8 protein-coding genes and 3 pseudogenes are annotated in these 15,782 nt (G+C 72.3%); 4 read left to right on the forward strand and 7 right to left on the reverse strand.

Going from position 1 to position 15,782, the window contains the following annotated elements:
* Nucleotides 1-8 precede the first annotated feature (8 nt).
* The 6 genes and pseudogenes from LNK82_RS17495 to LNK82_RS17510 form a co-directional block, all read right to left on the reverse strand.
* Nucleotides 9-1,778, reverse strand: a complete 1,770-nt coding sequence (locus LNK82_RS17495) for a toll/interleukin-1 receptor domain-containing protein (protein WP_230568051.1) — start codon at nt 1,776-1,778, stop codon at nt 9-11.
* Between the two features lie 32 nt (nt 1,779-1,810).
* Entirely contained in the window at nt 1,811-2,479 is a 669-nt protein-coding gene (locus LNK82_RS17500; protein WP_230568052.1) for a class I SAM-dependent methyltransferase, read from the reverse strand.
* A gap of 26 nt (nt 2,480-2,505) precedes the next feature.
* Nucleotides 2,506-4,581 (reverse strand): annotated as a pseudogene (locus tag LNK82_RS48600) (DNA gyrase subunit A); the annotation flags it as partial.
* A gap of 390 nt (nt 4,582-4,971) precedes the next feature.
* Nucleotides 4,972-5,619 (reverse strand): annotated as a pseudogene (locus tag LNK82_RS48605) (LAGLIDADG family homing endonuclease); the annotation flags it as partial.
* A 27-nt stretch (nt 5,620-5,646) separates the two neighbouring features.
* Nucleotides 5,647-7,200, reverse strand: a pseudogene (locus tag LNK82_RS48610) (DNA gyrase subunit A); the annotation flags it as partial.
* A gap of 30 nt (nt 7,201-7,230) precedes the next feature.
* The gene (locus LNK82_RS17510; RefSeq protein ID WP_230568054.1) at nt 7,231-9,273 is read right to left on the reverse strand and encodes a DNA gyrase/topoisomerase IV subunit B; all 2,043 of its coding nucleotides are present in this window, start codon (nt 9,271-9,273) and stop codon (nt 7,231-7,233) included.
* A gap of 157 nt (nt 9,274-9,430) precedes the next feature.
* Between LNK82_RS17510 and LNK82_RS17515 the strand changes: the two genes are divergently transcribed.
* Together LNK82_RS17515 and LNK82_RS17520 are read left to right on the forward strand one after the other, a co-directional pair.
* On the forward strand, nt 9,431-9,916 hold the full coding sequence (locus LNK82_RS17515; RefSeq protein ID WP_230568055.1) for a hypothetical protein: 486 nt from the start codon (nt 9,431-9,433) through the stop codon (nt 9,914-9,916).
* A gap of 125 nt (nt 9,917-10,041) precedes the next feature.
* Nucleotides 10,042-12,030: a hypothetical protein gene (locus LNK82_RS17520; RefSeq protein ID WP_230568056.1), complete on the forward strand. Its 1,989-nt coding sequence runs from the start codon at nt 10,042-10,044 to the stop codon at nt 12,028-12,030.
* Between the two features lie 120 nt (nt 12,031-12,150).
* Here the strand turns inward: LNK82_RS17520 and LNK82_RS17525 are convergent, their stop codons facing one another.
* Entirely contained in the window at nt 12,151-13,191 is a 1,041-nt protein-coding gene (locus tag LNK82_RS17525) for a polysaccharide deacetylase family protein (protein WP_230568057.1), read from the reverse strand.
* Between the two features lie 159 nt (nt 13,192-13,350).
* Here LNK82_RS17525 and LNK82_RS17530 point away from each other — a divergent pair, with 159 nt between their 5' ends.
* Together LNK82_RS17530 and LNK82_RS17540 are read left to right on the forward strand one after the other, a co-directional pair.
* Nucleotides 13,351-14,898: a putative glycoside hydrolase gene (locus tag LNK82_RS17530; protein WP_308257229.1), complete on the forward strand. Its 1,548-nt coding sequence runs from the start codon at nt 13,351-13,353 to the stop codon at nt 14,896-14,898.
* A complete protein-coding gene (locus LNK82_RS17540; RefSeq protein WP_268996556.1) occupies nt 14,895-15,689 on the forward strand; it encodes a DUF3152 domain-containing protein in 795 nt (264 codons plus the stop codon). The genes LNK82_RS17530 and LNK82_RS17540 overlap by 4 nt, the downstream gene beginning before the upstream one ends.
* Nucleotides 15,690-15,782: the final 93 nt, after the last annotated feature.

Below are 15,782 nucleotides of genomic sequence, written 5' to 3' on the forward strand. Positions count from 1 at the left end.
CGCCCGACCTACCAGGCGAACAGCAGCGTGTGCAGGTAGCCGAGGCCGAACGCGATCGTCCCGTGCGACATCGGCCAGCCGAGCAACTTCGGCGCCACGGCGGGCGTCAGGTGCTCTTGCCGCACGGTGTCCCCCGGCGGCAACCACTGCGTCCTCACCACCCGCAGCGTGCCGGCCAACGAGATCGCCAGCATGGCGACGAGCACGATGCGGATGAGCGGTGGCGCGGTGCCCCCGGTGAGCGGCAGCAGGTTCCACGCGGCGAACAGCGCGCACGCCAGCACCGCCCGCAGCCGCCACTGGTCGGCGTTGACGTCCCGGGTCGCCGTGCGCCGCGTCAACGGCGCCAACACCGCGGCCAGCAGCACCGTGATCGCCAGGGCAGGCACCACGCGCAGCCCCCCACCCGCGACGGCCTGGGCCAGCGGCGCGGCGGCGGTGAACGCCACGAGCCCGAGCGCCACCCTCAGGAAGTACTCCACCCGCAACGGGCCCCGGAAGCGGTCCGGCGCGACCGGCACGGTGACCGGGGCGGCGGCGAGGCCGCGCACCTGCGCCTGGAGCAGGGCGTGGTCCTGCCGGCGGAAGTCGATCCACTGGTGGCGGCGCAGCCCGCGGTCGTCCTCGGGCAGCTCCAGGCTCGTGGCCTGGACGAACACCGCGCCGGGCCCGAACACCGCGCGGGCGTGCGCCAGCGTGGTCAGGTCGGAGCGCGAGCTCACGACGATGAAAGTCCAGTCCGGATCGGTGCGGTCACGGTGCATGCCCGCTTGTTCGCACGCCGCGAAGACCTGGGCGGCGATCGGTGTGTCGGCGGGCTGGCTGCGCACGTCGAAGGTCTCGGGCGGCTCCGCCGGCGGTGGCGCGGGCGACGGGACGAAGCGCCGACGGCCGCGTGGTTGGTCCTCCCCCGTCGGCATCCTCAGGTGCAGCGATCGCGATCGGCGGATCATCCCGAGCCCGATCACGGCGGCGACCAGTCCGGCGAGGTAGGGCCAGGCCGCCGAGGTCACCCGCAGCGGACCGGGGTCGGGGAACGTCTCGTAGGCGTGCAGCTGCGTCTGCAGGCCGCCCACCGTGAGGGTCAGCGCCACGGCCGCCGCCGCGCTCAGGAAGCCCACGAACAGCGCCTCGGCGGACACCGTGCGGCGGACCAGCTTGACCGGCAGACCGACGATCCCGAGCGCGACCATCGCGTTCAACACCGCCAGCGCCAGCGCGAACTGCGCGTACCGCGACTCGTAAATGCTGCGCGGCGCTCGCGCGGCAGTGCTGAACACGTCGTACAGGTGCCAGCCGAACACCGCCCCGACGACCAAGCCGACCAGGCACAGCAGCAGCGCCAGGTGGACCGAGGCCACCGGCCAGGCGATCGGAACCGACCGGTGGCCGGTGGGTGGCAACGCGGCCAGCCGCCGTGCCGCCCCCCGGAAGTCGCCGCGTAGGTCGTGCACCGGGAACGACGACAGCTCGTCCGGTAATCGCGTGCGGCGCACCAACGCGATGTGGATCGGCTTGCCGGCCGCCAGCGCGCGCCGCCACTCATCGCGGACGTAGGGCGATCGCAACGCGGCTGGCGAGGCCACGAGGACCAGCGCGTCCGACTCGTCCAGCGCGGTGTCGATGGCCGCCGACCAGTCGGTGCCGGGGCGCAGGTTCACCACGTCCAGCCACGGGCGGACGAGCCCGGTCGACCCGAGTTCGGCGGTGAGCGCCTCGGCGAAGTAGAAGTCGCGCCGGGAGTAGCTGACGAAGACCCGCGGGGATCCGGTGACCACGCACCGACCCTGCCACGGAGGGTGGTCGCCCGTCACCGCATTCGGCGTGCGACCACCACCGCCGTGTCGTCCCGCCGCCACCGCACCTCGACCTCGCCGAACCCGGCCGCCCGCAGCGCGTCCACGTGCCACGACGCGGGCGGGTAGAAGTCGGCGGACTCGCCGTCCACCCGGTCGCGCGCGGCTTCGGCCAGCGCCGGGTGCGCCAACGCCTCGGCCCACCACTCGTGCCACCCGGCCAGGCCGTCACCCGACGCCGCCGGCGTGCCCTCGGGCATCCGGTCGGCGTTGGCGAACACGCCGCCGGGCGCCAGCACGTCGTGCACCTCCCGGTACAGCTCCCGCAGCCGGTCCGGGCCGAAGCAGTGCAGCGCGGTGCCGGCCACCACGGCGTCGAACTCCCGCCCGGCGCCCCACCCCGGCGCGCCCAGGTCCGCCGACACCACCGAGACCCGGTCACCAAGGGCGGCACGGGCGATCGCCAGGAGCACCGGGTCGACGTCGAGCACCGTCACCTCGGCGTTGGCCAGCCGTGACGCGATCGACCCCGTCCCGCCCGCGAGATCGAGCGCCCGACGTCCGACGGCGACGTCCGCCAGCACGGCGAACGCCTCGTGCCGGTGCGGCAGGAAGGGTTCCTGCCGCACGTCCCACCCGCGCCGCAGGCGCTCGGCGTCGGCGAAGCTCAGCTGTGTCGTCATACCGCACAGCTTATCGAAAACGATTGTCAGTCGCGTTCGATCAGGTGACCGACCACGTCCGGACCGGGGTGCGCGTGCCCCGAACCGTCACGGCGCTCGTCCGGCGCGGGCAACTCCACCGGCGACCCGTTCTGCGCCGCACCCGCCGGCCGCGGCCCCACCCACGCCAGCACCAGGGCCGTCTCGCCCTTCAGGAACCGGTGCGCCCGCACGCCGCCCGTCGCCCGCCCCTTCGCCGGGTACGCGGCGAACGGCGTCACCTTCACGCTCTGCCCGGTCGACGTGACCACCATCGGCTCACCGTGCTCGTCGTCGTCCGTGCGCACCGCGCCGAAGAACACCACCCGCGCGTCCGACCCCACGTTGATGCCCGCCATGCCACCGCCGCGCAGGCCCTGCGGGCGGACCAACGACGCCGGGTACCGCAACAGCGACGCCTCCGACGTCACGAACACCAACGTCTCGTCGGCACCGGCCAGCCACGTCGCGCCGACCACCTCGTCACCCTCCTTGAGGGTGATCACCTCGAACTCGTCCGACCGCACCGGCCACTCCGGCGCGCACACCTTCACCGTGCCCGACCGCGTGCCCAGCGCCAGGCCCGGCGACTCGGTGTCGGTCAGCGGCGCGATGCCCACGACCCGCTCGCCTGCCTGGAGGTCGACGAGCTCACCGGCCGCCATGCCGCCACTCAACGACACCGTGCCGCTCTGCTCCGGCAGCACCGGCAGCGGCAGCACGTCGGTCTTGAACGCCCGGCCCCGGTTCGTCACCAGCAGCACCTGGCCGCGCGCCGTCGTGTGCACGGTCGCCGCCACCGCGTCGTGCTTGATCCGCCCGTTGCGCCGACGCGCCTCCGACGACTCCTCCGACTCGGCCGCCGTCCGCGCGACCAACCCCGTCGCGGACAGGATCACCTGGCACGGGTCGTCGGCGACCTCCAGCGGACCGGCGGGCTTCGACGCCGCCAGCACCTCCTTCAGGTCGCCGTCGAGCAGCACCGTCCGGCGCTCCTGCTGGAGGTCCTTGGCCACCTTCGCCAACTCCGCCGAGACGACCTTCTTCAGCACGGCCGGGTCGTCCAGGATCTTGCTCAGCTCGGCGATCTCGTTGCGCAGCTTCTCCTGCTCCGCCTCCAACTCCAACGAGTCGTAGCGGGTCAACCGGCGCAACGGCGTGTCCAGGATGTACGTCGCCTGGATCTCGGAGAGCTTGAACTTCGCCATCAAGCCCTCCTTCGCGGCGGCGGCGTTCTCGCTGCCCCGGATGAGCTTGATGACCTTGTCGATGTCCAGCAGCGCCTTGAGCAGGCCCTCGACCAGGTGCAACCGGTCCTCGCGCTTGCGCCGCCGGAACCGGGTGCGCCGCGTGACCACCTCGTAGCGGTGCTTGAGGAACACGTCCAGCAGCGCCTTGAGCCCCAACGTCCGCGGCTGGCCCTCCACCAGCACCAGGTTGTTGATGCCGAACGACTGCTCCATCGGCGTGAGCCGGTACAGGTCCGCCAGCAACGCCTGCGGGTTCACCCCGACCTTGCACTCGATCACGACGCGCGTGCCGTTCTCGCGGTCGGTCAGGTCCTTGACGTCGGAGATGCCGGTCAGCCGCTTGGACTTCGTCACCTCGTCGGTGATCTTCTCGATGATCTTCTCCGGGCCGACGCCGTAGGGCAGCTCGGTGACCGTGATCGCCTGCCTGCCCCGGCTGCCCTCCAGCAACCCGGTCTCGACCTTGGCCCGCATCCGCACCACGCCGCGCCCGGTCTCGTAGGCCTTGCGCACCTCGTCCAACCCGAGCAGCACGCCGCCGGTCGGCAGGTCCGGGCCGGGGATGAACTCCATCAGCTTGTCCAGCGTCGCGTCCGGGTGCGTCACCAGGTGCCGCGCCGCCGCCACGACCTCGCCGAGGTTGTGCGGGATCATGTTCGTCGCCATCCCGACCGCGATCCCCGACGTTCCGTTGACGAGCAGGTTCGGGAACGCCGCGGGCAGCACCGTCGGCTCCTGCAACGAGCCGTCGTAGTTGGGCCGGAAGTCGACCGTCTCCTCGTCCAGCTCCCCGACCAGCAACATCGCCGCCGGCGACATGCGGGCTTCGGTGTTGTGGTTGACGAACCCACCGGCCAGGAACGAGTGGTCGTCGGACTCCACCCGGACCGAGTAGACCTCGGCCGGCTCACACGCCTCGACGTCGGTCACCGCCTCGAAGCGGTAACCCGAGTCCATGATCGGCAGGATCGTCGCCAGGACCTCGGTGTCCTTGATCCGGTCGATGATCCGCAGACGCTCGGTTTCCCACCGTTCGACGCGGTCGAAGTTGTGTTGGGTGAGCCACTTGCGACCACTGCCACGGCGATCGAAGTCCAGAGCCCCGCGCACGTAGTCCGCGACGAACGGCACGCTGTCCGCGCTCAAGCGGTGTGCACGCAGCGGAGACCGACGGAGCAACGCGCTCAACACCGTCTGCTTGGTCCTCAGGAACCCGACCCGTTCAGCGAACGCCCGGACATTCCGGAGTCCGGACACGACCAGACGGTGCTCGACCGATCCGCTGGGGCGCGAGTACTGGCGATGGACGGCGATCACACCGAACTCGGCCAGCAGTTCCTGCATCTGCGCGGCCAGTTTGGGGCTGTAGGTCGTGTACTGGATCGTGAAGCTGTTGTCCGCCTCACGACAACCGCCATCACCCTCGAATGCCGCCATCAGGAACGCGCGCTTGACCCCCCAACCGCCGTTCCACACGAACTCGGGAACGAACTTGTCACGCGCCTGGTGACCGATGAATTCGGCCAGCGGACTGTTCCGGAATGCCTCCATCCCGCCGGCATAGTCCTGGACATCGATTTCCCGGATCAGTTTTCGGTCACGGCGCGTCTGCCGTTCCGATACGTAGCGCCTACCGCCGACAACCCGGTCGTACGCGTGCAGCACTTCCGAGAAGAAGTGCTCATCGGTGTTGTTGAAGCCCGCGCGGTCCTCACTGGCGAACCCTTCGGACACCCATGCGCCGCCGAGCACGCCCAGCATGTACTCCTGCGCCGTCGGCACTACCTGCGACCAGGCGTTGCGCGCGATTGCGACGACCGCGCCGGGCTGGAGTTCGTCGAGCCGACGCCACTGGAAGATCGGCACGCCCATCGGTGCTTCGAGACAGAGCACGAGGTGGTTCTCGCTGCCCCGCACGGAGAAACCGGACTTCGTGGTCATCCGGATCGTCGGGTGCACACCGGAGTTGAATACTTTGTTGACCCGGACCGCCTTACCGTCCTTGTCCAACACCTCGAAATCCGCGTCGGCTTCAGAGTCAGCCGCGAGGTTCACCAGATCCGCGATACGCGGACTGCTGCCATCCGCGAGCCGAATCCGCGTCTCTCCGATCAAGCAGTAGCGGGACGCGGCCGGGCCGTCGTCGGGGCTTCCGAAGTTGCCGTGCCCGTCCACCAACGGGGTGTTCAGGGAGAAGTCCTGGGCCAGGCGGACCATCGCGTCGTAGATCGCGGTGTCGCCGTGGGGGTGGTACTTGCCCATGCAGTTGTGCACGACGAAACCGCTGACCACGAACGCGTGCTCGGGGCTTGACACCTGGATGTCGTAGGTGGTGTCCGGCGCGGCAGGCTCGACGGACACGACGTGCGGGAAGTGCTCGTCGGCCGCGTGCCTGGCGTTGCGGATCACCTGGACCAGGCCGTCCTGGCGCGAGCCGACGCCCGTCCAGCGCAGCAGCGCCACGGCGAGCGCGGCGGCGTCACGGCCGGTGATCGTCAGGGTCGTCGCGTCACGGCGGGCGCGCACGCCCGCGTCCGCCAGCACGGCGTACTCGGCGTCGCCGCCGGGCAGGACGATGTCGCGCCCGTCGCGGACGTGGCCGGAGGCGAGGAACAGGCCCGCGAGGAACGGCGTCCACGCCGACCGGTCGCGCAGCACGGCGTCCAGCCGACCGGTCGCCGCCGCTTCGAGCTCGGCGTGCCGGGCGAAGGTGAGGGTGAGCCGGTCGCCGTCCTTCTCCCTCGACGCGGTGACGTCGTGCGCGATGGCCCAGCCGTGCGCGACGTCGACCGCGTCGACGTCCGTCGACTCCAGCCGCACCCGCCGATCGGCGAGCACGTCACCGGACGCGGCCACCAGGCCGAGCACGAAACCGGACGCGTCGCCGTCGGCGAGCAGGTTCGCGTGCCGTTCGGAGCCGAAGCCTGCCGTGCGGGCGCCGACGAGGTCGCGGGCGGCGGTCCAGTCGCCGTCGGTCCAACCGCCGCCGGTGTGGAAGCGCTGGCCGGGCGTGACGAGCATCGAGTGGCCGTCCGACCAGGTGACGCGCACCAGGTCCGAGACCGGGTTCTCGTAGACCTCGTCGACCGCGACCGGCTCGCCGCGACCGTCCAGCACGAGGTCGCCGACCTCGATCTCCTCGATCGGCCGCAGGCCCTGCGGCGTGGAGACCAGCGCTCCGCGCACGAAGCAGTCGCCGACCACGCGGGACGACTTCACGTACGAACTGGTCGGGCGGTAGCCCTGCTCGTTCATCGAGAACAGGATCCGGCGGTGCACCGGCTTGAGGCCGTCGCGCGCGTCGGGCAGGGCCCGGGAGTGGATCACCGAGTACGCGTACTCCAGGTACGAGTCCTCGATCTCGGTGGTGAGCGAGTTGTCGAAGACCTGGGCGCCCGCGCGGTCGAAGGCGGACGGGTCGACCCTGGTCGTGGGGGTCTTGCGGCGTGCCATGGTCGGTCGTTCCCTCGTGTGTCAGGCGGGTCAGATGTCGATCGCGGACTGGTCGACCCGGGCGGACGACTCGACGAGCCACGCCCGGCGCGGCTCGACCTTCTCGCCCATCAGCAACTCCAACGCGGCCTCCGCGGCTTCCGCGTCGTGCATGGTGATGCGGCGCACGGAGCGGGTCGCGGGGTTCATCGTGGTCTCCCACAACTCGTCCGCGTCCATCTCGCCGAGGCCCTTGAACCGGGGCACGGGCTTGACCACCGTCTTGCCCGCCTTCTCCAGCCTGGCGACCTTCTGCTCCATCTCGCGCTGGGTGAAGGTGAAGTGGGTCTCCGGGTTGCGGCCCTTGGTCATCACCTTGTGCAGCGGGGGCATCGCGGCGTAGAGCCGCCCGTCCTCGATCACCGGCCGCATGTACTTGGCGAACAGGGTGATCAGCAACGTCCGGATGTGCGACCCGTCGACGTCCGCGTCGGCCATCAGGATCACCCGGCCGTAGCGCATGGTGTTGAGGTCGAACGTCCGCCCGGTGCCCGCGCCGAGGACCTGCACGATGCTGGCGATCTCGACGTTGCGCAGGGTGTCGGCGAGGCTGGCCTTCTGCACGTTGAGGATCTTGCCGCGCAGCGGCAGCAACGCCTGGTACTCCGACACGCGGGCCATGCGCGCCGAGCCGAGGGCACTGTCGCCCTCCACCAGAAAAAGTTCGCTTCGCGAAACACCTGTGGTGCGGCAGTCGACCAGTTTCGCGGGCATCGCGGCGCCTTCGAGGGCCGTCTTGCGACGGGCGGCGTCCTTCTGCTGCTTCTGGGTCAGGCGGACGCGGGAGGCGTCGACGACCTTCTGCAGGACGACCTTGGCCTCGCCCTTGGTGCGCCGGTCCTCGGTCCACGCCTTGAGGTGCTTCTCGACCACGCCGAGCGCCACCTTGGTGATGCCCGCGGTGGAGAGCTCGTCCTTCGTCTGCGAGGTGAACTGCGGTTCGGGGATGCGGACGTGGACGACGGCGGTCATGCCCTCCAGCACGTCGTCGAGCGTCGGCGGGTCCTCCTTGGGCTTGAGCAGGCCCCTGGTCTTGCCGATGGCGTCCTGGATCGACTTGAGCACCGCGCGTTCGAAGCCGCGGCGGTGGGTGCCGCCGTGGACGTTGCGGATGGTGTTGGTGAAGCACTCGACGATGCGCTCGTAGCCGGTGCCCCAGCGCAACGCGATCTCGACCTCGGCGTGGCGCTCGACCTTGGACCGCATGACGCCGTTCTCGTCGGCCGCGTTCTCGTGGTAGACGCCGTCGCCGGTGATGAGCAGCGTGCCGGTGACCGGCTTGTCGCCGGTGGGCGCGAGGTAGTCGACCATGTCGACCAGGCCGCCCGGGTAGTGGAACGTCTCCTCGTTGATCGCGTCGTCGGCGGCGACGCGCAGGGTGTAGGTCACGCCGGGAACGAGGAACGCGGTGTTGCGCAGCTTCGTGCGGACGGCCTCGACGTCGAGCGCGGCGCCGTTCTCGAAGTAGCGGGCGTCGTGCCAGTAGCGGATGGACGTGCCGGTGCGCTTGGTGCGGCCGGTGACGCGCAGGCCCGACTGGCGGGTGAAGCCGGCGTCGGGGCCGGGGCCGTCGAACACGCCGGGCACGCCGTGGGCGAACGACATCTCGTGCGTCTTGCCCTCGCGGCGGACGACGACGTCGAAGCGGTGCGACAGGGCGTTGACGGCGGACGCGCCGACGCCGTGCAGGCCGCCGGAGGTCTTGTAGCCGGAGCCGCCGAACTTGCCGCCGGCGTGCAGCCGGGTGAGGACGAGCTCGACGCCGGACAGGCCGGACTTGGCGTGGGTGCCGGTGGGGATGCCGCGGCCGTCGTCGTCGACCTGGACGCTGCCGTCGGCGTGCAGGGTGACGACGATCTTGGTGGCGTGGCCGCCCACGCCCTCGTCGGTGGAGTTGTCGACCACCTCGGTGAACAGGTGGTTGATGCCCCTGCTGTCGGTGGACCCGATGTACATGCCGGGGCGCTTGCGCACTGCCTCCAGACCCTCCAGGTGGGTCAGGTCGTCGGCCCCGTACAGGATCTCAGCGGTCACCGGGTCGTTCTCCCCAGGTCGTGGCGTGTGTCGAGCGGCGTTCACGGTAGCCGAGCGAGGCGGGCGATCCGCGCGGTCCCCGGTGTCCGGATACGGTCGGGCACGTCGTTGGTGTGGTTCACCCGTGATCTTGTCATACTCGAACACAGGTTCGAACATGGAATCACAACGGAGCAGGCGGGCCCGCGGGGTTCCCGCCGGACCGGATACCCGTCGCAGGTCCGGCCCACGCCTGGCGCGGGCGTGGCTGGTCGCGTCGGTGCTCAGCGGCGTGCCGTCGACCGTGCACGCGCTGTCGACCGGCGGTGACGTTCTGCGGTCGACGAGGGCTGCGGCGTCCTTGCTCGGGGGCACGGGTGTGATCCGCGGCGTCGTGGCGCACCTCGGCGTGTCGGCCTTCTGGATCGTCGTGCTGGCGGCCGTCGACCGGCGGTGGCCGTTGGACGCCCGCACGGGAGCAGTGGCGGGCGCGCTGGTCGCGGTGGTGGACCTGGAGCTGGTCGGGCGGCGGTTCCCGGTGGTCCGGGAGCTGCACCGGGCGGCGCAGTGGGCGGACCACGTGGCGTTCGGCGCGCTGGTCGGAGCCGCCCTGCGGTCCACAGTGGACGAGGGTGGAGCAACGCGCCCGACCTCGATCGGGTGAATCCGCGTAGAGTGCTGGCGTTCCCGCGCTGTCGTGCCTGGAGGTGATCGGGCGCCTTGAAGTTCCGACGTGCCGCACCGAAGGAGCGTGCCCCGCAGGTGGAGCCGGTGGTCGAACGAGAGCCCATGGCGGCGCCACCGGCGCCCGCACCCGTGCCCGCCCAGTTCTCGGCCTCGTTCGCCGGGGCGACGCTGGTGGTGGGGCCGCCCGGTGGCGCGAGCCCCGCCGCGGTCGCGCTCGGTCGGAGCCTGCCGGTCGACCGCGGTCGCACGGTGGTCGTGGTCGAGCCGCCCGCCGGCGACGAGGCGTCGTTCTGGCCGGCCGTGGCCGCCGCGCTGCACGGCAGAGGACCCGTGCGGCTGATGACGCCGCACTCCGGCTCGATGCGGCCGACGGCTCCCGCGCAGTGGCTGACCGAGCAGTTGCAGGCGGAGGTGGTGGCGCCGGACGGCGCGGTCACCACCGTGCCCGGTGCCGCGTTCGTCGCGGGCAACGGCGGGTACGGGTGCTGGCTGCGGTTCCTGCCGGGCGCGTCGCCGGTGCCGATGGGTCGGCGGTTCCCGGTGCCGAACTGGGAGGCGGTCGACCCGAACACGCCCTGGCCGACGGGCGAGGTGGGCGTCTCCGAGCCGATCCCGGCGGGGCTGTGGCTGCGGGCGCAACGCGCGCAGTTCGACCCGCAGGCGCCGGACGCGCGGGCGGTGATCGGGCTGCCGTGCCGGGACAACGTGCTGACCGTCGTGGTCGGTGGACCGGCCCAGCCGCCCATCCCGACCGACGAGGTGTGCCGCCTGCTCGGCGGGCTGCCGTCGGTGGCGCGGTCGCGGGTGCGGCTGGTCTGGTACGGCGGCGAGCACCAGGCGCAGGCGGTGGCCGATCAGCTCGGCGAGCCGATCTCGCTGTACACGGGCCTGCCGGTGGGGTCGCTGCGCAGCGGCGCGGCCGTGGTGGCGGTGAACCCGCGCGGGCAGCAGACCTGGCGGCCGTACGTGACCGAGGTCCGCTACGCGCCGGGTGGCACGCCGGTCGTCTCGGGTTACCGGGTGCCGGTGCAGGGGCTGGTGGAACGCGGTCCGGGCATCTTCGACCTGGGTGGCGGCGTGGTGCTGGAGGTCGTGCCGTCCGGGCTGTGGGTGCGCGACGCCGAGGACAACGGTCCCGAGGTGCGGTCGCTGCCGGTGGACCCGGAGTGGGCCCGGCTGACCGTCGGCTCGCCCGGCCGCACGACGGCGGGCGCGGTCGCGGTGGCGGGCGCGTCGCTGGTGGAACGGCTGGAGCCGGAGGTGCGGCGACTGCTGAAGGTCGTGTTCTGCGACCCGTCGCCGATGCCGCGCCCGCCGGTGGCCGAGGAGCCGCCGCCGCCCGTGACGTCCGACGAGCCGGTGCCGCTGAGCGTGGACGGCCCGCTGGCGGACTCCCCCGCGCCGGCGTGGGGCGAGCGGGTGGGCGAGGAGGTCGTGCCGGTCGACCACCGCAGCACGGAGCCCGAGCGCGACGCGTTGCGCCGGATGCTGGGCGAGCGGTACGGCGAGCACGCGGCGGTGGCGTGCCGGCACATCGTGCAGCGCCCGGACGACCCGGAGGCGTTCGAGGCGGTGGTGACGGACCTCGCGGCGGTGTCGGCGTGCCTGCGCAACGACGAGGAGATCCTGGTCGAGGCGCTGCGCAGCGGGAAGCTGGGCCGGTTGTGGCCGTACGCGGCGTCGGTGGTGTCGGGGCTGCGCCGGTTGCCGACGCACCAGGGCGTCACGGTGTGCTGGGGCGACGCGCGCCGGTTCCGCACGGGTGACGTGCTGGTGGAGCACGGTCTGCTCAACACCGTCGCGGGGCCGGAGGTGCCGGTCGACGGGCGGGTGGAGTTCCTGCTCTGGTCGGTGACGGGTCGACGGGTGTCGGTGGTCGACTCGTTCGGCAGCGTGATCCAGGAGCGGGTGCTGTTCGCGCCGGGCACGGCGTTCAAGGTGCTCGCGGTGGTGGAGGCGGAGGAGTCGGCACCGATGCAGGTCATGGCGCAGGAAGTCGTGGGTCGGCACCACGAGCTGCCGCCGGGCGTGCTGGGCAGCCTGGAACGGGCCGCGATCGCCCTCCGCAACCACGCCCGCGCCACGGCCTGAGGTCGGGCCGGTAGGCGGGTCGGCGGCGGGCGGGACGACGCCGCTCTGGGGGTAAGGGCCTGCCCGGCCGGACGGGCTCGGGTCCTCGGGCGGGAGCTCGAACGGCGGCGTGGGCGAGCGTCAGTAGGCGACCGCGCGGTCGGCGACGCTCGGCGCGGGGGCGACACCGGCCGAGGCCGGGTAGGAGACCCGCTCCGGCACGCCGTCGGACGTGTAGCGCTGCGCGGGCGCGGCGGCCAGCTGGTCGAGCCACACCGTGGAGCCGTAGCGGGCGTCCTCGCCGGTGGGGTCCTGTGACCGGATGCGGGGCGTGAGCGCCGGGTCGAAGTCCGCCGCGTACGGCGAAGGCGCCGGCCCCGCGCCCACCATCAGCACGCACGCGTACTCGTACTGCGTGCCCTCGAAGCCGCCGCGCAGGGCGAGCGCGCCGTTGGCCGGGATCGCGCCAAAAGGCAGCGCCAGGCTCGACACCTGGTAGTCCGGCACGGCCCGCTGGATCTCCCGCTGCCCGGACGCGATCGCCTCCTGCACTCCCCCGTCGTCGGTCAGCGCGAGGTTGGTGTGGTCGCGGGTGTGGTTGCCGATCTCGAAGCCGTGCTCGCGCAACCAGCGCAGGGCCGCCCCGTCCGGCGACCCGAACGGCCCGGCGTTGACGTACAGGCTGGCCACCGGCCGGAAGCCGGGGTGCCGCGCGGCGACGTCCAGCAGGATGGCGATTGCCGTGCCGGCCGCGGGCTTCCCGTCGGCGCCCAGCGCGAACTGGGTCGCGTCGCCGTCGTCGAAGGTCAGCACGACGGGGTGCGCGCCGGCCGGGAGGTCGAGGCGCCCGGTCGCGTACTCGGTCGTGGTCACCGGCACGTACCCCTCGGCGGCCAGCCGCTCCAGCTCGGCCCGGAACGCCGCCGGCGTCCGGTCGTAGACGGACGTGGGCTGCTCGACGAGCCGGTGGTACATCAGGATCGGCACCTGGCCGAGCTCGTTCGCGCCCACCGCCGCCGGGTCGGGCGGCGCGGAGGACGACGGCGTGGCGGACGAGGAGCGCGCGGGCAGCTGCGCCGCGGCCTCGTCCGGAGGGTCCGCCCCCGGTTGGCCGGCGCAGCCGCAGCACAGGGCCGCGACGAGCGCCACAACGGTCCGGACCGGCGTCGACGTGGTGTTCACAGTCGAATGGTTCCGCGCCGCGGCCGGGTCGACACCGTGGTACACCCCTTCGGATGACCTTGGGTTTGGTGCTCCGCCACCCGGTCAAGTCGCTGGTAACCGATGCCACGCCCAGATCGGAGTCACTCGATGTCGGAATCGCCCCGGAAGCTCAAGCGCGTGCTGATCCCAGCCGTCGGCGTCGTGGTGCTGCTGCTGATCGCCGGGGTCGTCACGACGATCGTGCACGGGCGCGGCGTCGGCCTCGCCGTGGCGGAGCTGGGCAACGGCACGGCTGTCACTCCTTCGGGTGTAGAGCGCGTGTCCATCACCACCGCGGAGGTCAGCGGGCTCGACCGTGTCACCGTGCACGTGGACGGACAGCCGGTGCAGGCGCGACGCGCCGACGGCCGCATGACGTTGACCGGGGTCAAGCTCGCCGAGGGCAGGCACACGCTGTCCGTGCGGGCGGCCAACCCGCTGCCCTGGATGCCCGACGTGGAGGTGCAGCGCGAGTTCACCGTGGACGCCACGCCGCCCGCGCTGAAGGTGGACGTGGTCGAGGCCGAGTCGCCGCGCGGTCCGGTGACGGTGAAGGGCAGCGCGGACGGCGCGGACACCGTGCAGGTGGGCGACCAGAGGGTGCCGGTGCGCGACGGGAAGTTCGAGGTCTCGCTGGAGTCGGCGGCCACCAGCGTCCGGGTCGAGGCCAGCGACGCCGCGGGCAACGCGCAGCGGCAGGAGGTCGCGGTCAAGGTCACCCACCCGGGGATGCGCGGGGTGCACATGAGCGCCGCGGCGTGGGCCACGGCGTCGTTGCGCGACCCGGTGCTGGCGATGGCGCGCGAGGGCCGCATCGACACCGTGCAGCTCGACATCAAGGACGAGAGCGGCGAGATCGGCTACGACTCGCAGGTGCCGCTGGCCAGGCAGATCGGCGCGAACCGCAACTACTACGACGCCCGCGCCGCGCTGGCCGAGCTGCACGGGATGGGGCTGCGGGTGGTCGGCAGGCTGGTGGCGTTCCGCGACCCGGTGCTCGGCAAGGCGTCGTGGCAGTCGGGCGCGCGTGACCGGCTGTCGCAGAACACGTCGGGCGCGCCCTGGTCGGCGCACTACGGCGAGTACGCGTTCACCAACTTCGCCAACCCCGAGGTCCGGGCGTACAACACGGCGATCGCCGCTGAAGCCGCGTCGCTGGGCTTCGACGACGTCCTCTACGACTACGTGCGGCGGCCGGACGGCCCGATCGGGCAGATGGTGTTCCCCGGCCTGACCACGAGCCCCGAGCAGTCCATCGTGGACTTCCTGAAGGAGAACCGGGCGGCCGTGCGGGAGCACGGCGCGTACCTGGGGGCGTCGGTGTTCGGCATCGCCGCGCACAGCCCGACCGACGTGGCGCAGGACATCCCGGCCATCGCGGCGCACGTGGACTACGTCTCGCCGATGGTCTACCCGTCGCACTGGGGTCCGAACGAGTACGGCGTGGCCAACCCGAACGCGATGCCGTACGAGATCGTGCGGGCGTCGGTCGCGGACTTCGTCCGGATGACCGGGGGCACCGGCTCGACGGTGATCCCGTGGCTGCAGGCGTTCTCGCTGGGGCACCACTACGGTCCGGGCGAGGTGCAGGCGCAGGTGCGCGCCACGTCGGAGGCGGGCGCGCCGTCGTTCCTGCTGTGGAACGCCGCCTGCACGTACGGCTCGGCCGGCCTGGAGCCCGCATGAGGGCGGTGTCCGCGGTGCCCTACCTGACCGGTGTCTGCCTGGCGGCGACGACGGTGGTGGCGTTGGACGTCGGGATGGAGGCCCGGCCGGCGGTGGTGGCGTGGCCCTCGGCCCAGGTCGTGCCGTCCGTGTCCGCGCCCTCGCCGTCAGCTGAGCGGAGCGCGCCGTCGGTCGACTCGTTGCGCTCCGGCGCGGACCTGCCGGCCGGTCCGGCGTTCCCGGAGCACGGGGCGGGCACTTGGCACGTCGTGCCGCCGGGCTCGGCCGGCGCGTCCGGCATCACCTATTCGGTCGAGGTCGAGGACGGGGTGGTGCTGCCGCACGGCGACGACTCGTTCGCCGCGGTGGTCGACCACGTGCTGCGGCACCCGCGCGGGTGGGCGAGCCGGCACGCGTTCCGGCGGGTGGGCGGTGACGCGGAGCCGGAGTTGCGGATCCGGTTGACCTCGCAGCGGACCGCGCGGTCGTTGTGCGGGTTCGAGCTGCCCTACGACACGTCGTGCCGGATCGGGTCGGCGGTGCACCTCAGCTCGGCGCGCTGGTTCCGGGGCGCGCACACCTACGGCGACGACCTGCGGGGATACCGGACCTACGCGGTCAACCACGAGGTCGGGCACTTCCTCGGCCTCGGCCACGAGGTGTGCCCGGCGGACGGCGCGCCGGCGCCGGTGATGATGCAGCAGACGTTGAGCGTGGACAACGACGGGCTGGCGTCGATCACGACGGGCAGCGACCAGGGTGTCGTGGTCGTCCCGGACGGGAAGTCGTGCACGCCGAACCCGTGGCCGTGACGGTCGGCCGGGTCGGCGTTCGGGGTGTCGGGCGCCCCCGCGCCCCCCCCCGCCCGCCCCCGCGGGGGCCCCCGGGGGGGACCCCCCCCGCCC

It is taken from the genome of Saccharothrix luteola (genome assembly GCF_020859565.1).
Taxonomy (GTDB): Bacteria; Actinomycetota; Actinomycetes; order Mycobacteriales; family Pseudonocardiaceae; genus Actinosynnema; species Actinosynnema luteola.